Raw genomic sequence first — 23,381 nt, 5'->3', positions numbered from 1 at the left:
GACCCCCGTCGACACGCAGAAGCGTGATCGCAACTGACGCTCCCCGCAAGGGAGTTCGAGGACAGCGCGGTAGCGGATATGGCGAAATCCAGCCCTCAAGCCCGCTGCATGGGCCTGCGCAGGCCCATGCAGCCTCGCGGCATAGGCCTTTGGCAAATTCCATCGGCAAAATCCACTCGTACGACTGAATACATCGTCTCGGCGCCACGGAAACGCATTCACCCCCATTACGTTCCGTCACATGGTCAGCTCACCGCACGAGGCGATGCACCAGATCTTCAGGGAGGACCCGGAGCTGTTCGCCCGAGCCCTCCCGAGGGCCGGCATTCCCTTTCCCGAACCCACGTCGATCCAGTTCCTGGACACCGATCTCACCGAGATCAAACCCCTGGCACGCCGCGTGGACACCCTGTTACGGATCGACACGGCGGACAACGGCGGCTACCCGCTCGCCTTCGAGTCGCAGGGCAAACCGGACCAGGAGAAGCACAGCAGCTGGACGTACTACTTGGCGTACCTCTACGCCAAGTACCAGTTGCCCCCGATCCTGCTGGTGCTCTGCCGGGACAAGAACACCGCGTCCTGGGCCGCGAACCCGATCCGGATCGGCCTGCCGACCCACACCAGCATCGCGGTCTTCCCTCTGGTCCTGGGCCCCGACAACCTGCCCACGATCATCGACCCGGACGAGGCGGAACAGGACATCCCCCTGGCGGTCCTGTCCGCACTCGCCCACGCCAAGGACCCGGCCCTCCCTGCGATACTGGAAGCTCTGGCGACGGCGCTGGCCAATGTCGGCGGCAATACCTTGGACGACTGGGCGGAATACACCGAAATCGGCCTGGGTGACACCCCGGCCCGCGCACTCTGGAGGAACCTCGTGGCCATGCGTCCCAGCCGCTTCCCCGGCAGCGGCACCATCGTGGAGGAATACCGCATCAAGGGCTTCACCCAGGGCGAGGCCGAAGGCCGTGCGAAGGGTGAAGCCGAGGGCCGCGCCCAGGGTGAAGCCGAGGGCCGCGCCCAGGGCGAGGCCGAGGGGCGCGCCCAGGGCCGCGCCCAGGACATTCTCCGCATCCTCGACCTCCGCGGCATCGCCGTCCCCGAGGCCGCCCGCGAACGCATCACCAGCTGCACCGACCTGGACGCCCTCGGCGTCTGGCTCGACCGGTCACTCACAGCCGCCGACACGGAAGAACTGTTCGCCCAGGAATAGCCTCCGGAGCCAACAGGGGCCGCACCACCCGGATCCGGCCGTCGCTGCTTCGGCCGGGAAGCGGCCACCGGGACCTGGGGGGCTACGTGCGCCGGGACGGCTGCCGCACCAGGTGGGCGGTGCCGGTCTCGTGCGATGCAGGCGCCGCCCCGTCCCAGTCGTCGTCGTTGAGCATCATGTCGGGGCCGAACATGACGATGACGGCGGCGACCAGGAGGACGGTGAGCGGGCCGGCGAGCATGACCAGGAGGAACGACAGCAGGTCGGTGGACGACTGTCCGGTCTCTGGTGCTGTGTTCACACCCGCCCGACTGCGGAAGCAGGGCACGGGGAACCGGGCGGTCAGTTCAAGCCACCTGGCCGAGTTGTACACGATTCAACCACACAAAGAACACACTTCCCATACACAAGGGGCAGTTGTCCGCCGAATCGATACATCGCCGTCTTTTGCTGTAAAACCGGTACACCTTCACCAGCAGCCGGTGGCCTGACGCCGACTTTCGAGTTCTGAGGTGTCGGCACGGCCAGGGTTGTCCGGCGCGCCGTCCCCGTCGACACCGACTGCTGTACCGATGGGCCGAGGGTCCGACCCTCTCCCCTCTGCGACCGCCGGGGCCCCAGCCCACCGAGCGCAAGTACGGCCGCCCGACCCAGAGCAAGAGCCGACCACCCAACGACCAAGACCAGCCGCTATTCCGCACAGGCCCGCTACGCCGCAGCGAGGTCACCCCATACGTACTTGCCGCGACGGCCATCTCTGCTCAGCGGCTGCCAGCCCCACAGGTCCGCGCAGGAACTGATCAAGGCCAGGCCGCGCCCTTCCTCCATGTGCGTGAGCTGCGCCAACGACTCTACCGAGGGCGGCGGCGCGGGCGGTTCGGGGTCGGCATCCCATGCTCCTACGCGCAGGAAGCCGTCGCGCATGCGCAGGCGCAGGGCGACGGGGCCCTTGGTGTGGCGTACGGCGTTGCTGACCAGTTCGGTCGCGAGGAGCTCGGCGACGTCGCTGAGGCGGATCAGGCCGTGCATCGTGAGGATGAGGCGGACAGTACGGCGGCAGACGGTGACGGCGCGGAGGTCGTGCGGGATGTGGAGGACGTACTCCCAGGGTTCGTTCGCGGCGGGGGCGGTTCCTTCGTTTTCGGGCATGGGTTGACTCCGTTGCTGGGGAGATGAGTTGGCTGGACATTGGGTGCGGGCGGTGGCTGTGCCGCAGCCGTCATGGCAGGACGGAGTGGTGCGCTTCCGGGGTCCCTGCGATTCCGCAGCGTGTGCGTTGCGAGACTGAACGTAGTGCAAAAATTTTTCCTCGCGCAAGCCGCTGCACTAACCTGGCACTCGAACGTGGCGCAGCAACAGGCAAGTTCAGACCGGAGGGCACGTGGCACCGAGGAGCCGACCGAGCGCACGGCAGGTGCGCCTGGGTACCGAACTGCGCAGGATGCGGGAAGCCGCCGGGCTGAAGGCCCGCGAAGCGGCGGGGCTACTCAGTTCGACTTCGGCCCAGATGAGCCAGGTGGAGGCCGGCCTGGCCGGAGTGAGCGAGGAACGCGTACGCCGCCTGGCCGCTCACTACGCGTGCGCCGACGATGCCCTGGTCAATGCACTGGTGGCGATGGTCACCGACCGTACGCAGGGCTGGTGGGAGGAGTTCCAGGGCCTCCTGCCGCCGGCCTTCTCGGATGTCGCCGAGTTGGAGCATCACGCGACGTTCCTTCACGAAGTCGTCATTACCCACGTACCGGGCTTGTTGCAGACCCCGGACTACGCCCGCGCGGTCTTCGGCTACATGGTCCCGCGGTTGCCCGAGAGCGAGCTGACTCCGCGAGTCCGGCACCGGATGAACCGGCGAGCCGTCATCGAACGCGATCCCCCGGTTCCGTACAGGACCGTCGTCCACGAAGCCGCTCTGCGCATCCGTGTGGCCGACCGCAAGGTGATGCTGGCCCAACTGCACAAGATCCTGGGCGAGATGGAGCGGGGTCACGTCACCGTACGTGTTGTCCCCTTCGACACGGACGGGTTCGCCGGAGCGAGCGCCGCGATGATGCATCTGGGCGGCCCGCTCCCCCGCCTGGACACGGTGCTTCGCGACTCGCCCAGCGGCACGGCGTTCCTGGATGCCGAGTCCCAACTGGACCGCTTTCGAACGCTCTTCCGTAAGGTGGAGAAGGCAGCGCTAGACCCGGCACAGTCGCGGGACTTCATCCACCGTTTGGCGAAGGAACTGTGAGGCATCAAGCGTGACAAATCCCCTCCCCTGGCAGAAGTCCTCCTTCTCCGAGGGAGGTGACGGGAACACCTGCGTGGAGATAGCGGATGCATGCACCCACATAGCCATACGCGACTCCAAGGATCCGGCCCGGGGCACGCTCACCTTCCCGCCCAGGGCCTTCGCCACGTTCGTTGAGGTACTCAAGAGGGACACTTCAGGCACGGCCACCTGACTCGGTCCGACCGGCCGGGTGTTCCACCAGGGGTGCACGGTCCAGAAGGAGGCCAAGCTGCTGGAGCGGCAGGTTGGTTCCGCCAGGTGCCCGTGAGTCGGTTTACATTCCTGCCTACACTCCCGAGCTCAACCTCGCCGAAAGCGTCTGGTCATTACTCAAGAGTGCAACACCCTGCTATTCGGCGCCCACCTGAGGATCCGCAGTTCTGGCCAAGCGCCGCCAAGTTTTTGTCCTTTGGCTTGTCGCCGACGGCGATGCGCGAACCGTTAGGCGCTATCACGTCCACATCACTGGAACCGACAATTGGTTGTCGGACGAGCAGTCCAGCCTTCCTCGATCACCGGAAGGAGTTGGGCATCGATCCACAGGCTGCCGCGAGAGCATTCCTCACCGAGGCCGCAAGGACTTGGCCCTCTGCAACTCATACTCGTATCCATGACGGTTCTGCGGGATCAGGACAAGCATGGAATTGAAGAAACCTTCCGCAGCCCGCTCGACTGCGGCTGAGAGCTCCTCTTCGGAGACACGAGCGACGCGCTTACCATCACCAGCTTCACAACGGACCAAGAGGTCGGATTTTCCGACCCGCTCAATGGATAGACAGATTGGCTGATCTGGGAACAGCACTTCGGCGCGGCCAGCCTTTCTAACCTCGATGACCAACTGGACGAGATAGGCCCACAACTGGTCGACGTAGTCCCACATGCTTTTATCGATCAATTGCACGCCGTTGACTGTGAGCTCCAGGGCTCCCTCCACATACAATGGGTCTCCGTCGTACGAAGCGATTTCGTCAACTGCGACAAACCCGCCAATCGAATTCCGGAGATACGTAGAAATTTCAATCACGAAGCCACCCCTTCAAATGTGTCGTGTGGTGAAAAAGAGGGTCGGCGCCAGAGGCGCCGACCCTACCCTGTTAAGCCATCCGACTAGTAGGCCGGATAGAACTGCGCCACCCTGCCGTTGTTCAAGCCGACGACATAGCGCTCACCATTGTACTCACCCCTGATCTGGTACGAGCCGGACGCGCCCCCGTTTGAAATCACATCGTCGCGCTTGTCACGAATGATTTGAGTGATCGCGTCTCCCACGCCATCGATCGACATCTCCTTGCCGAAAAATGTCTGCTGTTTCTTCACACTGCCGTCCCAGTACTTGGGGTGGTGGCGCGACAGAATATGTTTCATGCCCGATGAATCCACCAGAATTTTCTCGCCCCCAATAACCAATGAGCGATTCTTCCATTTCGCCATGTCTTGTGTGAGCTTCGCGGGCCTGGACAGCTTCACCGCGTCCTTTATCCGCCTAAGCGCGTTGGGTACCTTGACGGAGTCGCCGAAAGGAAGAAATCCGACGACAGCGGCGGCGATTCCCCATCCGTTACCGTCGTCGACAGCCCGCTTGAGGTCGTAGGCGTCACATCCAGCACCGAGTACAGGAACCCATCCGCACGCGGCAATCCTGACTTCCTTCTGCGCCTCCTCGGGAATAACGGGCACATTGGTGCTATCCCCAAAGTTCCCCTGATATGGGGTTACGCCGCAAGAGGAAATGTTGTATCCGCAGTGGGGGGTTTCACGGCCCTTACCATCGCTGACGGTATCTCCTGTACTACTGGCACTCGCCGTACCGCCGCCCCCCGAAGGGACCACGCCCGTGGTGTCTGCCGTGCCGTCCGACTTGGATCCGTAGCAGTAGATGCTGGCGTCGCTGCAATCGTCTCCTTCATGACCGCACTTGAGGCCACCGCACGGGTCGAGACCCGCGGGATCGGAGAGTGTGGCGGGGTTGTTATTGCCGTAGGTATAGCCGTTGAGCGACTGATGCTCGGCCACGTTGAGCAGCGGGTCGACGCTGATGAACCGCCCGGTCGACGGCTCGTACTCACGCGCCCCCAGATGCGTCAGCCCCGTACCGGAGTCCGCAGACGCCCCGAGGAATCCCTTGTCGTCGGGCCACGGACCGAAGGTCGGCTGGCCCCGGTCCGCGCCGAACGGCGTGCTGTAGCGCTTCGTGATCCCCTTGGTCGCGTTGTCCACAGCGAGGCTGCTCGTGCCGTGGTGATCCGCAGCCAGCCAGGCCAGCTTGTCCGTGCCCGACTTGTTGGTGCGCAGGGCGATCGTGGAGCCGGCGCCGGTGTAGTAGCGCTGGGCCCAGAACTTCGCCGTCGACGTCGACGTGTCGAGGTGGACCTCAGTCGCCCCCAGGTACAGGACCGTCTCACCGGCCGCGTTGCGGCGGATCAGGAGGCTGCCATCGGCGTCGTAGACGTAACCGGTGGTGCTGGTGCCCTCCTTGAGGGTGTCGAGCTTGCCCTCCGCCGACCAGGACAGGGTCTGGCTCGCCGTGCCGTCCGGCCGGGTCGTGGTGTTGCCCGTCGCGTCGTAAGCGTAGGCCGAGGTGACGCCGGTGCAGGTGGTGGTGGCGGTGGTGGCGAGGAGGCGGTGGGTCTTCGTGCTGTCGTAGCAGTACGTCCTGGTCGTGGGCGTACTGCTGGTCTTGGTGACCTCGGTCGCCCGCAGGCCCGAGTCCTTGTACGTGTACGACGTCCAGTACGGGGCCGCGCCGCCCAGTTTGGCCGTCGTGCGGTTGGCCGTGGAGCAGTCCGCTGCCGCCGGGGTCCAGGCGTCGGTCAGACGGCGGTGACCGTCGTAGGCGAAGCACTGGTTGTCCGCGACGCCGGTGCCGCCGAGGGTCATCGGGTCCGAGATGGACGTGACGTTGCCCGCAGCGTCGTATGCGTAGTTCAACTGCTGGAGCGCGTACGCGTGCGTGTCGTCGGTGACGGACGACCTAAGGAGGCGGTCTGTGCCTGTCTCGTACTGGTTGTTGATGTACGTGTTGTAGGTGCCCTCGGCCTCGGACTTGCCCAGGCTGAGCACCTGGGGCTGGCTCAGGGAGGTGTAGCTGGCGTCCAGCAGGTAAGCGCTGGTGCCTTCGGTCTGGGTGTTCAGACCAAGACCGTCGTACTTGTATATGACCTGCTCCGACGCAAGGCCACCGGCGGCGGGTTCCGTGGAGCTTTGCAGAGTTCCGTCGATACGGTAGTCCGCGGTGAAAGTCAGTGTCCTGTCGGCGACGGCCTTCTTGGCCACCAGCGGGTCGCTCTCCGGCAGTTCGAGCTTGGTGGCGGTGGCCCGGTACAGGCTGTCGAAGGCCGTGACCCTCTTCGTGTAAGCACTGCCGGTAGTGACTGCTCCGCCGACATAGCGGGTGGCCGAGTCCCGCTGACCCTTGGCGTTGGCGACCCCGTCGTAGGTGTACGCGGTGAGTTTGTTCGCGTCGACCTTTTCCTCGGCGGTGGAGGACAGGTCCGCCGTGGCAGGGGCCGACCAGGTGCCGGTGGTACGACCCAACACGTCGTAGGCGCTGATGACGATCCGGGCCGCCGCGTCCTTGGTCCAGGAGACCTGGTCCAGAGCCGTGTAACCGGTGGTCGTCGTGCCCATGTCGGGATCGGTGGCGGAGGTCTGACGGCCGAACAGGTCGTAGAGGTACGACCATGAGCTGTCCGGGCCCGCGATTGTGGACTGCTTGCCGTCGCGGGTGTACGTGAACTTCGTGGACGTGTAGGTCGCGCCCACCGTGGCGCCGAAGCCGGTGTCGGCCGGGCTGGCGCCCTCGTACTCGCGGGTTTCCTTGGTGCGGCCCTGGGCGTCCACGATCGTGCGGGCGGCCGAGCCTCCGCCCGGGGCGGTCGTCGCGGTGGAGTCACCCGTGTAGGTGCTGCTGGTACTCCACTTCTCCACACCGACGACGTAGAAGGTACTGGTCACGGGCCGTTCCGCGCCGTCGAAGACAGTCACCGACTGCTTGGGGCTACGGCCGTACGCCACTGCGGAGTACTCGCCGGAGGGAAGGCTCTCGGAGTCGAAGGCATCGGCGTACGTCTGGTAGGCCAGGCCGCGGTCGTTGTAGCGGGTGTCCGTGAGCAGCCGGCCGCCCTGAGGGGTGGGGCTCTGGCTCTGGAGCGGCCTCAGGAGTGAGTCGTAGATGGCGTAGCTGGTGTTGTACGTGGTGCCGTCGGCCTTGAGCGTCGAGGTCGAGGACCAGGAGTTGTCGGAGTTGGTGACCGAGTAGGCGTACGTGTAGTTGGGGCTGTAGTCGCTGGCGCTGGAGCGGTTGGGCAGCCACGTCGCGGTCTGGCGGCCGAGGGCGTCGTACGTCGTCTCAGTGATCTTGTTGTTGATGTCGTAGACCTTGGTCGGCAGGCCTCGGGCGTAGTCCGCGTAGACAAAGGTGCTCTGCGTCTTGGCGTTGGTGACCTTGGTCCGGGTCAGCGGGCCCACTGCCTCGGGGACGTAGAACGTGGCCATCGTGTTGCCGTCGGTATCGGTTACCGTGGCGACACGGCCCAGGGTGTCGTACGTCGTCCTGCTGGTCGTCTGCCATGCGGACGGGTGGCGTTCGCCGTTGGTGGCCGCCGCCGGATAGGCGGTGGGGCGGCCGACCCAGGTGACCTCGCCCTTGGTCAGGGTCTGGGACGCGGACCAGGCGGCGGTCGTGGACGTGCCGTCGTAGACCATCGCGGTGTCGGACAGAACGTCGCCGCGTGTGGCCGATGACGTGGGCAGAGCCAGGTCGGTCTCGGCGGGCGTGCAAGCCCTGCCGAGCACTCGGGTACGGGTGACCAGGGAGTTGATACCGAGCGCGTCGTTGGCCGCGTACCAGGTGCGGGTGCACGTCTCGTCGCCGGTGACGGCCGCGTCGCCCTCGTCGTACACCTTCAGAGGCTGTCCGTAGGCATCCCATTCGGTGGTGGCTGTGGTGCGCGTGCGCCAGGATGCCTTCGCCGTCAGATAGGTGTGCGTGAAGGCCCTTGCCGTACGGACGTAGTAGGCCTTGGTGTTCGAGGCGCTATGGGTGGCCGTGGTGCGGTACCAGGGGTCGTTGACGGTCACGCTGACCGGCGTCGAACCGTTGTAGGTGATCCGCTCGCGCAGGAAGCCCGCGTACGGGTCGCTGTCGGTCTGGTCGGCGACGTCCAGGCCGGTGAAGTCGATGCCGGCGACCGAGGCGGACCGTGTGGTGGCGGTGCCCTTGAGCTTGTCGCCGTGCATGCCCTGCAGGTAGGTGGAGACCGTCTTGCTCTGGGTGGCGCCCGCGATGCCCTTGGTGGACGTGACCTTGCCGTAGCCGCGCCAGACGGACCATGTGCGCTCGGCCTCGGGGGTGAGCGGGTCGTCGTTGTAGTGCCAGGCGGGATCGGCGTAGGTGTAGGCGTTCTCGATGTCCGCGCTCTGGCTGTACGGGTCTGCGCTGGTGACAGCGGTGACCCGGTACTTGTGGAACCAGTCGATGGATGCCTGGTCGGCTCCGTTGATGTTCCAGTACTGCGGGTAGCAGGGCTTGGAGTTGTCGTCCTCGGCGGCCGGCATGTTCGAGCCGCGCACGCACTCCGGGCCGGAGATGGTGACCGTGGTGACGGCGCCCGTCTCGGAGGTGACCGTCCTGATCCGGGGACGGTTGAGGGGCAGGATGTTGTCCTGATCGCTGTCGACCCGGTTCGGCCGCATCTCGTAGGTGAAGGTCACCGGATCGAGCTTGATGGCGGTGCCGTTCTTGCCTGTGTGCTGAACGGACTCCAGGACCAGGCTGTGGTCGGAGGTGTCACCCAGGTCGTTGCCGTCCTTGAAGTCCTGGTCCAGTGCCCAGGAGTCGACGGCGGTGAACGCGCTCGTCGCGGCCGACCAGGCGTGGGTGTTGACGCCGGTCAGGCGCTTGCGGGTGAAGAAGGACGGGCTGGACGCGTCGCAGTCGGCCCCGGAAGCGCAGATCGAGTCGAAGGGGACGTCGGGCCACTTGGGGGCGGAGGAGTCCGTCAGTTCGCCGCAGTCGGAGACCGTGCAGCGTTCGGTGTAGGAGAAGGTGACCTTGTCGGAGGTCACGCCGGAGAACAGGGTGTCCTTGTTCTGGCCGTAGCGGATCTCGGTGAGGTAGCCGCCGCGGGTGTACTTAGCGGTGGCGGTGGCAGCGTCGTTCTGGGCGTAGTAGTTGGTCTCGGGGGTGTACCAGTACGTCATGGCGTTGCCGCGGAGGTCCACGACGTAGTCCAGGTTCCAGCGCCAGGCCTGGGTGAGCGAACGGCCGGCGAAGGCGGAACCCTTGTCGTAGCCAGGCTCGCCGGAGTCGTTGCCGTAGACCGGCACCGTCCATACGGAGTTGGTGCGGTCGGTGGTGGCCGCGCCGGGGAGCTTGTGCTGCCCGAAGACGTACTTCGTGCCGTCGCCGGTGGTGACGGTCCAGTACTCGCCGTCGTCGTCGCCGTTGTCGCCGCCGGTGGAGCGGACGACGGTGGAGGAGTCGTCGGAGCTCAGCCGCCATACGTCGTCGGTCTTGTCAGCGGCATCGACCTTGACCAGCTTGCTCGACTTGCCGTTGAGGACGATCGAGGCGTTCTCGAACTTCCAGCACAGGTCGAACTTGTCGGTCTGCCCGTCCTTGTCGCAGCTGCCGTAGGAGCGCTCGATGTACGAGGACGAGGAGATCTCGAAGCCCTCGCCGACCGGGTTCGACTGGTTGTTCGTCGAAGCGGTACGGCCGTCAACGCTGCCGGAGTCGTAGGACAGCGACAGTGACGGGGACGGTCCGGCCGCAGCGGGCGGCACGGCCATGTCGTACGACCAGGTGAAGGCGCCGGAGGAGCCGCCTGCCTCCCAGCTGGAGGCAGGGGAGAGCGGGCTCGCCGTGTAGTCGCCCGCGCCGGACGTGGAAGCGCCCGCAGTCGCCGCTAGGGCCAGGACGGTCACCGCAGAGGAAGCAGAGGAGGCCGAAGTGGCGCTCTTAGCAGTGGAGTTGGGCGTCGACGAGCTCTTCTGAGCCGTCGGTGCTCCAGGTTCTGCAGCGAGGGATACCTTGGCCGAGACGGTCTGGCCCGAGATGTTGTTGTCGGAGTCGAGTGGTGTCCGCTCTCGGCAGGCCGCCTTGTTCGGCGTCGTCAACGCACAGGCCGGGAGTTGGAACAGTCGCAGCCGACCGGACCAGCCACCGCCGTACGCGGAGGCGAAGTCCGAGTAGTCGACGCTGACTTCGGCGGTGCCGGGGGCGGTAGCCGTCGCGGTCAGCAGTACGCCCTTGATGCCGGCGGCCTCGGTCGCCTTGCGGCTGCGGACCTCGACACGGGCGTCGCCCGAGGCTCCGTCGCGCGTGCCGGTCAGAGTCACCGGGAGACCGCCGGCCGTCAGCCGGGCGGCCTTGCCCTTGCCTGCGAGCCCCGCCTTCGCCGACCCCGCCTTCGGCCAGGTCGCGGTCTGCTCAGCGCGGGCGCGTCTGCCCTGTTCGGCGTTCTCCGCACGGGTCTCGGCCACTCGCGCCCGGGCCTTCTTGGCGCTCTGCCCGGAGAACTCGTGTACCTCGGTGACCAGTTGCTCCGGCAGCTTGGGCTTGCCCAGGCCTCCGACGCTGTCCGCCGCTTGGACGGGGGCCGCGACAACAGTCGACACGACGAGGGTCATCACCAAGGCCGACAGCATGCGTCGACTGAAGACCACACGTCTGATCCTGGCACGGACCCCACGTCTTCCAGCGCTCACAGCACAACCCCCCACGTGATCAAGGCGAACAGAGGACGACCGGACGACGGACGGTCGGTGAGACGAAAGGTCAGCCATCCGTGCCACCCCCGGTGTCGCCGACCTGCTGCCCGGACATGGCCCCGGCCCAGATCCGAATCCGGGGGATTCGGCCTGCGAGGTAGTGGCCCCAGGCGGAGTCGACGAAGCCCGTGCCGACCGCGAAGTCGCCCGAACCCGACATCGCCGTGTATTCGAGGTCCGCGCCGTCCTGGTTGCCACCGATATAGAGGCTGATCGTGCGCGCGGGGGCATCGAACACACCGGTCAGCTGTGTGACGCTGTTGGGCGTAACCATCGCGGCCTCCTCGGAGACCACGGCCGTCCAAGTCCCATTGGTCAACCGGCCGAAGTACCACTTACCCTCGACGGTCTTCGTCTCGGTCTGCGGATCGTCCACACTGGCGGTCTTCTCGAACCACAGGCCCCAGGAGGAACCGTCGGCGCCTCGCTGGCCGACGACCTGGGAGACGTAGCCGTCGGCCTTGCGTGCCATGACTTCGGTGTCCAACTCCACTGCCGTGGTCACTGTGAACGCCCCCGTGTCGTCCACAACTGGGCCCGCAGCGGTGGCCGTGTCGTTCGTGCCGTCGAGCGCGATTGCCTTGCCATCGAGCGAAGCCCCGTTGGAGAGGGTGAGTGACCGCTTGTAGCCACTGACAGCATCTGCCAACGGGCCAGTGCCGACTCCCGCACCGTCCGGATTCCAGTCCGCCACCTGCTCGACGTACGCCTTGTTGTTCACGTCCAGCAGCTGGGCCTCGGTCGCCACGTCGTTGTCGGTCAGCAGCCGCTGCCAGACAGCCATTTCGTCGACACGGCCGCTCATGTAGTTCTGGTAGGTGCCGCCCGAGGTGAACGCGACCCGGCCGACCTGCAGAGCGCCACCCGCGACCATCGCGTCCGACGTGCTGGGCACCGCCACCGGCGCCCCCTGCGGCTGGCCGTTCACGTACAGCCGGATCGCCCGGTTCTCGGCGTCATAAGAGCCCGCCACGTGGACCCACGTGTTGAGTGGTACGCCTGTGGCACTCGCGTTGACGCTCTGATACTTGCGTACGCCGTTCTCGTACCAGCTCCACAGGAACACCCAGCGCTGCACGCCCGACGAGTAGTAGAGAGTGAAGTTGGAGTTGTCGCTTCCCGTCTGGGAGATGACTGTCCGGCTGGCGGACGCGTCACTCAGGTTGGCCCATGCCGAGACGGTGAAGGGGAACCTCGTGTCGACCGCTGCCTCCGAGGTGGCCGCGTATCCCGACTGCCGGGCGGCGTCGTCGGGATCGCCGTTCAACCACAAGGAGTAGTCCGCGTCGCCCCGCCTCGCCAGCAAGGACCAGCCCGCGCCCGCGCCGTGCAACGCCATGGGGTGCCTCGTGCCCTCTGTGGCGGTGTCGGCGGCCGAGAGCTCGGTCGTGGCGGGGTCGGGGGTGTAGTCGTTGAAGTGCCAACGCCCGACTGCCGGTTGGCCCTCGGCGACCTTGAAGTCCACCGCCGCCGTGTCACCCTCGCCGACGCTGTCTCTCGCCTGGACCTCGAGCGTCAACGTGCCTTTCCGGGACGGTGTGATCCACAGAGTCACGGTGTCCCCGGAAAACCATTGCGACCATTCGTCGTCGGTGGAGAGCTTGTAGTGGTAGCCGTTGTTGACCGTGTCGTCCCCGGGGTTCCGGGAGAAGGTGAACTTCCCCTTGATCCCCGGGCCGCCACGCGGGTCGCAGTCGTTGCCGGGGCACTCGATGTACGGACCGCCGAAGGTGATCACCGGCTTCTTCGGACCAGAGGTGTCGATCTTGAAGTAGCACCAGTCCTTTTTGGTGGTCACCGTGCTGGACGACTGTAGATAGCTGGCGTCGTTGTTGTAGAGCGACCGTGTGAACACCGCCAACCGGTATGTCTTCTTATCGGCGAACGCGATAGGCGTGACGGCCTTCACTTGCTCGTTGTCGTCCACGGAACCGCTGGTGGGCCGTACCGGTTCGGTGACCAGTGCCCAGCTGCCGTCGTCCTGCTTCTTCTGGACGTAGAAGTGCGCCCGCAGATGTGCGTAGCGTTCACCGCCTGCTGCGGTCTGCGGTCGTGCCGTCAGTATCGGAGTCGGGTCCGCGACGACATCCGGGACGGCGGATTTCGTCGAGCATCTGACACTGTTGCCCTGCACGATTCCGGGATAAGTCGGCACAGCGGGCAGCCCCACGTACTTGACCGCCAGGGCGGCATCGTCGTCGAACCGCTTCCAGCCATTGGGGTCGCCCTCGTCGTGCGCCTTCAGCATCAAGGTCAGCCGGGAGAAGCCACCGTCCGCGAAGACCTTCACCGTGTGGGTGAGGTTTTGGTAGCTCTTGGCTGGGTCGTCATTGAACTCGATCGGCGCGTCCGGCTGGCTCGGAGAACACGCCGTCCCACGCCCTGCGGCGACCCTTTGGTCGCCCATCACATCCCAGTTCGCCGTCGGGCCCGGCCAGTTGGTCGCCGACGAGATGTTGCCGGTACGGACGAGGTCGACGACCGTCTTGTCGCAGGACATCGAAAAACGTTCGGTCACCCGGAAAGTCGCGTCCAGCACCCGCTTGCCCGCGAGCTGGGCCGACCCGAACTCGAAGTACATGCGCTGCCGGTAGCCCGAGCCGCAGTAGTACGCGTAGCCGCCGGTGACGTACGTGCCGCACAGGCCGACACCCTCACCGTCGTCACCGCCGGCGAAGTTGTAGAAAGTGTCGCCGTCGGAGGACAGCACGGTGCGCTCGGATTCGTTCAGGCCCACGTCCGGGTCGATGTACAGCGGGTAGACCGTGTTCTCACCGTTCAGCAGGCCCGCGTCCGGCACCACGGCCACCGCGTCGTCGGTCAGTTCCACGGGCAGTACAGCGGAGGCGTCACCGTTGCCGGGGCCTTCGGCCGGGTCGGCGGAGATCTCACCATGGCCGTCCACGACGGGTTCGTCGTCAGCGGCGGCGAGCGACATGGTCGTCGTCCCCGTGTCGGCGGTATCCCCTGCCGAGTCCCACATACGTGCGGCCGGTGAACGGAACACCGTGTTGCCGTCCTCGTCCATGGCGGCAAGGCCACCGCCCGCCCGGGTGGCCACCGTCAGGCCTTGCGTCTTGAGGGAGAACTCGATCCGCTCCAGCTCCGGATTGGCGGCTGCTTCGGCGGACTTGACGACCAGCACCTGCCGGACGCCCTCCACCGTCGCCGTCATCCGCAGGTCGACCCCGGGCAGCACCTCCGCGTACGTGGCGGACGCTTCGTCCAGTACCGGTGTCGGAAGACTGCCGGGCCAGCCCAGGCTCAGCGAACGGCCGTCCTCCGCCAGCTTCACCAGTGCCCCGCCGTCACCACCGGCGGAGAGGGAGATGTCGGCCACCGCCGCTTTCGGCCCGATCGAGCCGTCGGCCCGGCGCTCCAACGTCGCGTCCGGCGCCGCCCACGAGCCGTCCGGCCGCGCGACGCGCACGGGGACGGCGGACTGCGTCAGGGTGAACGAGTAACCGTCAGGGTTGGCGTGCGTCGTGGCGTACTCCTCGCGCGCACCGACGACTTCGACCGCTTCACCGGAGGCCGCCGCCTGCTCCAGCGCAGCCGATGCCTCGGACTTCGCCGGCTCCGCATCGTCGGCTCGCGCCACCGACGTGGTGACGCCCAGGGCGGGCAGAGCCGCTAGCAACGCCGTGACCGTCAGACCAGAGACAACCCGTCTCGCACGCCCGACGCTTCCGCGCTGCGGGCAGCGCAAAGAGTCCCCACCCATTCCCCACCCCAGTTTTACGTGATCTTTACGAGCTCCCATATCCAACACAGTTGATCGAGAACGGTCAAGCAATTTCAAAGTGAACACATCGACGCCAAAGACGCGCGAACCGAGCACCAACGCGCCGTCCACCAAGTCCCATTGAGGCTCAAAATCGATGTTTGCCTATGCGTGTCACCCGCCAAGCTGGCGGCTACCGAACCACACTCCCGACAGAGAGCGAGCACGAGTGACTTGAAGCCGACCATCAGATCGCCCCGTACTCAAGTGGCCTCGATCAACAAAAAGGCCCCCATGGGCATCATCCACCTCAGCGGCGGCCGACTGACCGCGACGGCCGCAACGGCGGTACGGGTGGGGCCGGTTACGCCGGCCTGAAGGTACGGAACACCACTGCCAAGGTCCTCGCCGACGGCCTCCTCGTCACCGCCGGGAACGATGACGACGGTTCCCAGGGGGCCTCCCCGGCTCGCGGGGTGTCCGTCGGCAACTCGGCCTGCACTGTGGTCACTTCGGGCTTCGTCGACGGCGTGGAGATCGACTGGCACGACGACGGCGGCAACACGCTCCTCCAGAAGGGGGCTGGGGTCGTCCTGTCGTAACCATGGCTGAAAAGTGCCGTGCCGACGACAGTCCGGCATGCGCACCCGCGCCTTCGCGAGGCTCGACCCTGGCCGGGTCGGGCCTCGCGGCCGTTCAGCGACCCACTATCGAGCCACCTAGACTTCCTTCACCTTCGCGACACAAGAGCCATCTCAACGCTTGAACAATCATCCAGAAGGGCCGCACACCTTCGATCCACAGGTCTTTCACAGAATCAGGTGCATGCCACCCCGCACACCCCACTCCCCCGAACCACCCCCTGGACATCGACTGAGGTTAGGCTAACCTACCTTTCGAATTGTCCGGCGGGCCGAACCGCCCTGTTCGAAAGCAGCCATCTCATGTCCAACGCCCGTGCCACCCAACTCTCCCGCCGCGGCATCCTCGCCGCAGGCAGCGCCCTCGGCCTCGGGGCCGTCCTCGCGGCCTGTGGGGACGAAGACGCGAAAAGCGGTGGCGCGGACCCGGACGCATCGAAGGCCGCCGCCGCTCCCGCCGGGCCCTGGACGTTCAAGGACGACCGCGGCCAGAGCGCCAAGGCCGACAAGGTGCCCGCCGGCATCGTCGCCTTCACCGGTGTCGCCGCCGCGCTCTACGACTACGGCGTCGAGGTCAAGGGTGTCTTCGGCCCGACCACGACCAAGGACGGCAAGGCCGACGTCCAGGCCGGCGACATGGACGTCACCAAGGTGACCGTCCTCGGCAACGAGTGGGGCCAGTTCAACATCGAGAAGTACGCGGCCCTCGCCCCGGACCTCCTCGTCACCACGATGTTCGACAGCGCGGGCACCCTCTGGTACGTCCCGGAGGAGTCCAAGGACAAGATCCTCGCCGTCGGCGCCCCGACCGTCGGTATCTCCGTGTTCGACATCCAGCTGGACCAGCCACTGCAGCGCATGCTGGAGCTGGCCAAGACCCTCGGCGCGGACACCACCTCCGCCAAGGTGACCGCCGCGAAGAAGGCCTTCGAGGATGCCGCCGCCCGGCTGCGCGCGGCCACCAAGGCCAAGCCGAACATCAAGGTGCTGGTGGGTTCCGCGAGCCAGGACATCTTCTACGTCTCCGGCTCCAACCTCTCCATCGACCTGGAGTACTTCAAGGCCCTCGGCGTGAACTTCGTCGAGCCCTCCGCCGATGCCCTGAAGGCGAGCGGCGGCTGGTACGAGAACCTGAGCTGGGAGAACGTCGACAAGTACGGGGCCGACGTGATCATGATGGACAACCGTACGTCGGCGATTCAGCCCGCGGACATCACCGAGGCGACCTGGAAGCAGTTGCCCGCGGTGAAGGCGGGGCAGGTGATCGCGCGTAATCCCGAGCCGATCCTGTCCTACGACAAGTGCACGCCGCTTCTCACGAGCCTCGCGGAGGCGATCGAGAGCGCGAAGAAGGTCGGTTAACACCCGGCGCCTCAATTCGCGCCGTGAGTCAGCTTGTTCGTGGGGAACCGCGCGTCCGCTGTGGCTGGTCGCGCCCCGCGGCGGAGCCGCAAATGTCACAGCCCCGCGCCCCTTCGGGGGCGCGTCGTCGCGCCCTCCGACATCACCTCAGGAGGAGTCATGACGACCGCCACTGCCGCCCCCTTCCGGTTCTTCGCCCTCCAAGTCGTACGCACCGCCCGCCTCGGGCTGTCCCTCGTCCGCGTCACCTTCGCCGGGGACGATCTCGCCTTCTTCGCCTCCGCCGGGCGCGACCAGAGTCTCTCCCTCTTCCTTCCGCACCCGGGGCAGGACGCCCCCGCCGTGCCCGTCGAGCTGGGCGACGGATGGTGGCAGGGATGGCGTGAACTCCCCGATGACGTACGGGCGGTGATGCGCTCGTACACGCTCCGCGCTCTGCGCGCCGACGCCCGCGGCCGTACGACGGAGATCGACATCGACTTCGTACTGCACGGCGTCGAACCCGCCGCCGTCGCCCCCGCCGGACCGGCCTCCCTCTGGGCCTCCCGGGCCGGCGCCGGTGACCGCGTCCTGCTGCTCGGACCGGCGGTCGCCGACAACCGCGCGATCCGCTTCCGCCCGCCGACCGGTACCGATCTCGTCGTCATCTGGGCCGACGAGACCGCCGTACCGGCCGCCTCCGCGATCCTCGAACAACTGCCCGCCGGCACCCGGGCACAGGTCTGGCTGGAGGCCGGGCAGGCCGGGGACATCCAGGATCTGGCGACCGCCGCCGACGCCGAGATCACGTGGCTCGTGCGCGGCGCGGGCGCAGGAACAGGAAAAGGCACAAGCGCAAGCGCACACACAGGCACAGGCGCCCCCACAGCCCTGGAAGCGATCCGGGCCGCCCAACTCCCCTCCGCCGAGCGGCCGTACGTCTGGATCGCGGGTGAGTCCTCCGCCGTGAAGGAGTTGCGCCGGCATCTCGTGCGGGAACGCGGGATCGACCGTCGGGCCGTCACCTTCGTCGGTTACTGGCGGCGCGGGCTCAGCGAGGAACAGCTGCGTGAGCAGCCCGAATGACGGCAGAGGCCTGGATCACAGCTGTGACGGGTGAGGCAGGAGTTCACACGGAAACTTAGGTTAGGCTAACCTAAGTTAGACCGTTCGACGGGTCGAACCTGCACGTGCCCTGCCCTCTCTGTCCCCCGGAGGCTTCCCCGATGCGCTCGCACCTGCTCAATGACACGACCGCGGAGCGGTACCGCCGCTCCGTGACCGAAGGAGTCGAGCGGGTGGCGGCGAAACTCGCCACCACGGACCGTCCGTTCACCGGCGTCACGGTCGACGCCCTCGCCCCCCGCATCGACCGGATCGACCTGGACAGGCCCCTCCTCGACGAGGCCGCCGCCCTCGACGAGCTCGAAGAGGTCTATCTGCGCGACGCGATCTACTTCCACCACCCCCGCTACCTCGCCCACCTCAACTGCCCGGTCGTCATACCCGCGGTGCTCGGCGAGGCGATCCTCTCCGCCGTCAACTCCTCCCTCGACACCTGGGACCAGTCGGCCGGCGGCACCCTCATCGAGCGCAAACTGATCGACTGGACCAACGAGCGCATCGGCCTCGGCCCCGCCGCCGACGGCATCTTCACCAGCGGCGGGAGCCAGTCCAACCTGCAGGCGCTGCTGCTGGCCCGGGAGGAAGCCAAGAGCGACTCCCTCGCCGAACTGCGCATCTTCGCCTCCGAGGTCTCTCACTTCAGCGTGAAGAAGTCCGCGAAACTGCTCGGCCTCGCACCCGACTCCGTCGTCCCCGTCCCCGTCGACCACGACAAGCGGATGCAGACCGTCGCCCTCGCCCACGAGCTGGAGCGCTGCGAGCGCGACGGGCTGGTTCCCATGGCCGTCGTCGCCACCGCCGGCACCACCGACTTCGGCTCCATCGACCCGCTGCCCGAAATCGCCGAACTCTGCGCCCAGTACGGCACTTGGCTGCACGTCGACGCCGCCTACGGCTGCGGACTGCTCGCCTCGGTCAGGCGCCGCGACCTCCTCACCGGCATCGAGCGCGCCGACTCGGTCACCGTCGACTACCACAAGTCCTTCTTCCAGCCGGTGAGTTCGAGCGCCGTGCTGGTCCGGGACGCGGCCACCCTCCGCCACGCCACCTACCACGCGGAGTACCTCAACCCGCGCCGCATGGTGCAGGAGCGCATCCCCAACCAGGTCGACAAGTCCCTCCAGACGACACGTCGTTTCGACGCCCTCAAGCTGTGGATGACCCTGCGTGTGATGGGCGCCGACGGCATCGGCGAGCTCTTCGACGAGGTCTGCGACCTGGCCCAGGAGGGCTGGGAACTGCTCGCCGCCGACCCGCGCTACGACGTCGTCGTCGAACCCTCCCTCTCCACCCTCGTCTTCCGCTACATCCCCGCCGCCGTCACCGACCCCTCGGCGATCGACCGCGCCAACCTGTACGCCCGCAAGGCCCTGTTCGCCTCCGGCGCGGCCGTGGTCGCGGGGACGAAGGTCGGCGGACGCCACTACCTCAAGTTCACCCTGCTCAACCCCGAGACCACTACGGACGACATCACCGCCGTACTCGACCTGATCGCCGGCCATGCCGAGCAGTACCTGGGAGACTCCGTTGACCGCCTCGCGTCCGTCGCTTCCCTCGCGTCCGTCACGTCCATCGCTTCCTGAAGCCGAAGCCATGACGAACACGGACACGAACACGAACAGGGCCTACGACTTCATCGGGATCGGTCTCGGCCCCTTCAACCTCGGCCTGGCCTGCCTCAGCGAGCCGATCGACGAACTCAACGGCGTCTTCCTCGAATCGAAGCCCGACTTCGAATGGCACTCCGGGATGTTCCTCGACGGCGCCCATCTCCAGACACCGTTCATGTCGGACCTCGTCACCCTCGCCGACCCCACCTCCCCATACTCCTTCCTCAACTACCTGAAGGAATCGGGCCGGTTGTACTCGTTCTACATCCGCGAGAACTTCTACCCGCTGCGCGTCGAGTACGACGACTACTGCCGCTGGGCCGCGAACAAACTGCGCAGCGTCCGCTTCAACACCACGGTCACCGACGTGACTTACGCGTACGAGGACGACCTGTACGTCGTCCGCACGGCCGCCGGTGACAGCTATCGGGCGCGCAAGCTCGTCCTCGGCACAGGCACTCCCCCGTATATCCCGGACGCGTGCGCGGAGCTGGCCGGCGACTTCATCCACAACTCCCAATACATACGACACAAGCGGGAGTTGCAGGCCAAGGAGTCGATCACGCTCGTCGGCAGTGGCCAGTCCGCCGCCGAGATCTACTACGACCTCCTCAGTGAGATCGACGTACACGGCTACCGGCTCAACTGGGTGACACGCTCGCCCCGCTTCTTCCCCCTCGAATACACGAAACTCACGCTGGAGATGACCTCCCCGGAGTACATCGACTACTTCCGCGCGCTGCCCGAGCGGACCCGTTACCGCCTCACGCAGGAGCAGAAGGGCCTGTTCAAGGGGATCGACGGCGAACTCATCAACGAGATCTTCGATCTGCTCTACCGGAAGAACCTCGGCGGCCCGGTCCCCACCCGGCTGCTCACCAACTCCGCGCTGAACACGGTGACTTACGAAAGCGGAAGCGGAAGCGGGAGCAGGAGCGGAACGTACACGCTCGGCCTGCGCCAGGAGGAGCAGGAGAAGGAGTACACGCTGGACACCCAGGGCCTGATCCTCGCCACCGGCTACAAGTACGCCGAGCCGGAGTTCCTGAAGCCCGTCCGCCACCGGCTGCGCTACGACACCCAGGGCAACTTCGACATCGCCCGCAACTACGCGATCGACACGACCGGACGCGGCGTCTTCCTCCAGAACTCCGGCGTCCACACCCACTCGGTCACCTCGCCCGACCTGGGCATGGGCGCGTACCGCAACAGCTTCATCATCGGCGAGCTGCTCGGCAGCGAGTACTACCCGGTCGAGAAGTCCATCGCCTTCCAGGAGTTCGCCGTATGACCTCCACGACCACGCTCTCCTTCACCTTCCGTCCGCTCGACCCCCTGCAGGACGCCGAGCTGCTGCACAGCTGGCTCACGCATCCCAAGGGGGCCTACTGGATGATGCAGGACGCCCGGCTCGAAGACGTCGAGCGTGCCTACATGGAGGTCGCCGCCGACGAGCACCAGCGCGCCCTCCTCGGTCTCCACGACGGTGTACCCGCCTTCCTCATGGAGCAGTACGACCCGGTCCACCGCGAACTGGTCGGCCTGTACGAGCCCGAGCCCGGCGACGTCGGCATGCACTTCCTGGTGCCGGCGACCGGCACACCCGTGTCCGGGTTCACCAGAGCCGTCATCACGGCCGTGCTGGCCCACCTCTTCGAGGACCCGCACACCGCCCGCGTCGTCGTCGAGCCGGACGTCGACAACAAGGCCGTGCACGCCCTGAACGAAGCCGTCGGGTTCGTGCCCGAGCGAGAGATACAGAAGCCGGAGAAAAGGGCGTTGCTGAGTTTCTGCACCCGCGAGCAGTTCGAGAGGGCGGTGTCCATATGAGCCTCACCGACGCCACGACCCACCTCTCCCCCGAACGCTGGGAGCAGGCCAACCGCCTCCTCATCCGCAAGGCCCTCGCCGAGTTCGCGCACGAACGGCTGATCACCCCCGAGCCGGTCGGCGAGAACGGCAGCGACCAGAACGCCGGCAACCAGTACGTCGTCCTCGGCGACGACGGCCTGACCCGCTACCGCTTCACCGCCGCCCGCCACGCCCTCGACCACTGGCAGGTCGACGCCGACTCCATCTCCCGGCACCGCGACGGGGCCGAACTCCCGCTCTCCGCCCTCGACTTCTTCATCGAGCTGAAGAAATCACTCGGCCTGAGCGACGAGGTCCTGCCTGTCTACCTGGAGGAGATCTCCTCCACCCTCTCCGGTACCTGCTACAAGCTCACCAAGCCGCAGATCCCCGTCGCCGAGCTCGCCAGAAGCGGCTTCCAGGAGATCGAGACCGGGATGACGGAGGGCCACCCCTGCTTCGTCGCCAACAACGGGCGGCTCGGCTTCGGTGTGCACGAGTACCTCTCGTACGCGCCCGAGACCGCGAGCCCGGTCCGGCTGGTGTGGCTGGCCGCACACCGCTCACGCGCCGCGTTCACGGCGGGCGTCGGTATCGAGTACGAGGCCTTCCTGCGCGCGGAGTTGGGCCAGGAGACGGTTGTCCGTTTCCGTACGAAACTGTCCGACCAGGGCCTCGACCCCACCGAGTACCTCTTCATCCCGGTGCACCCCTGGCAGTGGTGGAACAAGCTCACCGTCACCTTCGCCGCCGAGATCGCCCAGCAGCACCTGGTCTGCCTGGGCGAGGGGGACGACGAGTACCTCGCCCAGCAGTCCATCCGGACCTTCTTCAACCGGTCCAGCCCCGAGAAGCACTACGTCAAAACGGCTCTCTCGGTCCTCAACATGGGCTTCATGCGCGGGCTTTCGGCCGCCTACATGGAAGCGACCCCGGCCATCAACGACTGGCTCGCCCAACTCATCGACAACGACCCGGTGTTGAAGTCGACGGGCCTGTCGATCATCCGCGAGCGCGCGGCCGTCGGCTACCGCCACCTGGAGTACGAGGCCGCCACCGACCGCTACTCCCCGTACCGCAAGATGCTGGCCGCCCTCTGGCGCGAGAGCCCGGTGTCGTCCCTGAGCGACGGCGAGTCCCTCGCGACCATGGCCTCCCTGGTCCATGTCGACCACGAGGGCCGCTCCTTCGCCGCAGCACTCATCGAGCAGTCGGGCCTGACCCCCAAGGAGTGGCTGCGCGACTACCTCCGCGCCTACTTCACCCCGCTCCTGCACAGCTTCTACGCCTACGACCTGGTCTACATGCCGCACGGCGAGAACGTGATCCTCGTCCTGCGGGACGGCACGGTCCAGCGCGCGATCTACAAGGACATCGCCGAGGAGATCGCCGTCATGGACCCGGACGCGGTACTGCCGCCGACGGTCGAGCGACTGCGCGTGGACGTACCGGAGGACAAGAAACTCCTGTCCGTCTTCACGGACGTCTTCGACTGCTTCTTCCGCTTCCTGGCTGCGAACCTCGCCACCGAAGGCGTCCTGGAGGAGGACGACTTCTGGCGTACGGTCGCCGACACGGTCCGCGACTACCAGGCGTCCGCGCCCGAACTCGCCGACAAGTTCCGGCAGTACGACATGTTCGCGCCCGAGTTCGCCCTCTCCTGCCTCAACCGCCTCCAGCTCCGGAACAACAAGCAGATGGTGGACCTCGCGGACCCGGCCGGCGCCCTCCAGCTCGTCGGCAGCCTGAAGAACCCGATCGCGGGCCGGTAAGCAGGGCACCACCCGCTCCCCCAGACAGACGGGCACCTCGGAGTACGGTCCTG

The 23,381-nt window shown here is 66.5% G+C and carries 15 protein-coding genes; 10 read left to right on the top strand and 5 right to left on the bottom strand.

Translation table 11 applies throughout. The annotated features are described in order from the left end of the window. Positions 1-241 precede the first annotated feature (241 nt). Positions 242-1,216, top strand: coding sequence for a hypothetical protein (locus OG734_RS31330; RefSeq protein WP_330290793.1), 975 nt, complete (start codon positions 242-244; stop codon positions 1,214-1,216). Positions 1,217-1,298: 82 nt separating this feature from the next. Here OG734_RS31330 and OG734_RS31325 read toward each other — a convergent pair whose 3' ends face one another. Together OG734_RS31325 and OG734_RS31320 are read right to left on the bottom strand one after the other, a co-directional pair. Further along, positions 1,299-1,517: a hypothetical protein gene (locus tag OG734_RS31325; RefSeq protein WP_443064952.1), complete on the bottom strand. Its 219-nt coding sequence runs from the start codon at positions 1,515-1,517 to the stop codon at positions 1,299-1,301. A gap of 407 nt (positions 1,518-1,924) precedes the next feature. After that, a complete protein-coding gene (locus tag OG734_RS31320; RefSeq protein ID WP_330290792.1) occupies positions 1,925-2,365 on the bottom strand; it encodes an ATP-binding protein in 441 nt (146 codons plus the stop codon). 232 nt (positions 2,366-2,597) lie between these two features. Between OG734_RS31320 and OG734_RS31315 the strand changes: the two genes are divergently transcribed. Continuing rightward, a complete protein-coding gene (locus OG734_RS31315) occupies positions 2,598-3,449 on the top strand; it encodes a helix-turn-helix domain-containing protein (RefSeq protein ID WP_330290791.1) in 852 nt (283 codons plus the stop codon). 10 nt (positions 3,450-3,459) lie between these two features. Then, the gene (locus tag OG734_RS31310; protein WP_330290790.1) at positions 3,460-3,663 is read left to right on the top strand and encodes a DUF397 domain-containing protein; all 204 of its coding nucleotides are present in this window, start codon (positions 3,460-3,462) and stop codon (positions 3,661-3,663) included. A gap of 390 nt (positions 3,664-4,053) precedes the next feature. Here the strand turns inward: OG734_RS31310 and OG734_RS31305 are convergent, their stop codons facing one another. The 3 genes from OG734_RS31305 to OG734_RS31295 form a co-directional block, all read right to left on the bottom strand. Then, positions 4,054-4,515: a hypothetical protein gene (locus OG734_RS31305; RefSeq protein ID WP_330290789.1), complete on the bottom strand. Its 462-nt coding sequence runs from the start codon at positions 4,513-4,515 to the stop codon at positions 4,054-4,056. 83 nt (positions 4,516-4,598) lie between these two features. Then, positions 4,599-11,141 (bottom strand): RHS repeat domain-containing protein, encoded by a 6,543-nt coding sequence (locus tag OG734_RS31300; RefSeq protein ID WP_330290788.1) that lies wholly within the window; start codon positions 11,139-11,141, stop codon positions 4,599-4,601. Positions 11,142-11,271: 130 nt separating this feature from the next. After that, positions 11,272-14,904, bottom strand: a complete 3,633-nt coding sequence (locus tag OG734_RS31295; protein ID WP_330290787.1) for a LamG domain-containing protein — start codon at positions 14,902-14,904, stop codon at positions 11,272-11,274. A gap of 560 nt (positions 14,905-15,464) precedes the next feature. Here OG734_RS31295 and OG734_RS31290 point away from each other — a divergent pair. The 7 genes from OG734_RS31290 to OG734_RS31260 all read left to right on the top strand — a co-directional run bounded on the left by OG734_RS31290 (position 15,465) and on the right by OG734_RS31260 (position 23,328). Then, complete coding sequence (locus tag OG734_RS31290; RefSeq protein WP_330290786.1) at positions 15,465-15,590, top strand: hypothetical protein; 126 nt, start codon at positions 15,465-15,467, stop codon at positions 15,588-15,590. Positions 15,591-15,932: 342 nt separating this feature from the next. Continuing rightward, positions 15,933-16,991 (top strand): ABC transporter substrate-binding protein, encoded by a 1,059-nt coding sequence (locus OG734_RS31285; RefSeq protein WP_330290785.1) that lies wholly within the window; start codon positions 15,933-15,935, stop codon positions 16,989-16,991. A gap of 159 nt (positions 16,992-17,150) precedes the next feature. Further along, a complete protein-coding gene (locus tag OG734_RS31280; RefSeq protein ID WP_330290784.1) occupies positions 17,151-18,056 on the top strand; it encodes a siderophore-interacting protein in 906 nt (301 codons plus the stop codon). A 140-nt stretch (positions 18,057-18,196) separates the two neighbouring features. Next, positions 18,197-19,678, top strand: a complete 1,482-nt coding sequence (gene desA / locus OG734_RS31275; RefSeq protein ID WP_330290783.1) for a lysine decarboxylase DesA — start codon at positions 18,197-18,199, stop codon at positions 19,676-19,678. A 10-nt stretch (positions 19,679-19,688) separates the two neighbouring features. Further along, positions 19,689-20,996, top strand: coding sequence for a lysine N(6)-hydroxylase/L-ornithine N(5)-oxygenase family protein (locus OG734_RS31270; RefSeq protein WP_330290782.1), 1,308 nt, complete (start codon positions 19,689-19,691; stop codon positions 20,994-20,996). Beyond that, positions 20,993-21,535, top strand: coding sequence for a GNAT family N-acetyltransferase (locus OG734_RS31265; protein ID WP_330290781.1), 543 nt, complete (start codon positions 20,993-20,995; stop codon positions 21,533-21,535). Before OG734_RS31270 ends, OG734_RS31265 begins: the two co-directional genes overlap by 4 nt. Further along, positions 21,532-23,328, top strand: coding sequence for an IucA/IucC family protein (locus tag OG734_RS31260; protein ID WP_330290780.1), 1,797 nt, complete (start codon positions 21,532-21,534; stop codon positions 23,326-23,328). Before OG734_RS31265 ends, OG734_RS31260 begins: the two co-directional genes overlap by 4 nt. Positions 23,329-23,381: the final 53 nt, after the last annotated feature.

The sequence above is a fragment of the Streptomyces sp. NBC_00576 genome (assembly GCF_036345175.1).
Lineage (GTDB): Bacteria > Actinomycetota > Actinomycetes > Streptomycetales > Streptomycetaceae > Streptomyces.
This window is presented reverse-complemented; position numbering and strand designations above follow the sequence as displayed.

Excerpts from the sequence above, each read along its gene's own strand:
- OG734_RS31330 (WP_330290793.1), top strand. The coding sequence starts at position 242 with ATGGTCAGCTCACCGCACGAGGCGATGCACCAGATCTTCAGGGAGGAC.
- OG734_RS31320 (WP_330290792.1), bottom strand. The coding sequence starts at position 2,365 with ATGCCCGAAAACGAAGGAACCGCCCCCGCCGCGAACGAACCCTGGGAG.
- OG734_RS31300 (WP_330290788.1), bottom strand. The coding sequence starts at position 11,141 with ATGCTGTCGGCCTTGGTGATGACCCTCGTCGTGTCGACTGTTGTCGCG.
- OG734_RS31285 (WP_330290785.1), top strand. The coding sequence starts at position 15,933 with ATGTCCAACGCCCGTGCCACCCAACTCTCCCGCCGCGGCATCCTCGCC.
- OG734_RS31280 (WP_330290784.1), top strand. The coding sequence starts at position 17,151 with ATGACGACCGCCACTGCCGCCCCCTTCCGGTTCTTCGCCCTCCAAGTC.
- desA (WP_330290783.1), top strand. The coding sequence starts at position 18,197 with ATGCGCTCGCACCTGCTCAATGACACGACCGCGGAGCGGTACCGCCGC.
- OG734_RS31270 (WP_330290782.1), top strand. The coding sequence starts at position 19,689 with ATGACGAACACGGACACGAACACGAACAGGGCCTACGACTTCATCGGG.
- OG734_RS31265 (WP_330290781.1), top strand. The coding sequence starts at position 20,993 with ATGACCTCCACGACCACGCTCTCCTTCACCTTCCGTCCGCTCGACCCC.
- OG734_RS31260 (WP_330290780.1), top strand. The coding sequence starts at position 21,532 with ATGAGCCTCACCGACGCCACGACCCACCTCTCCCCCGAACGCTGGGAG.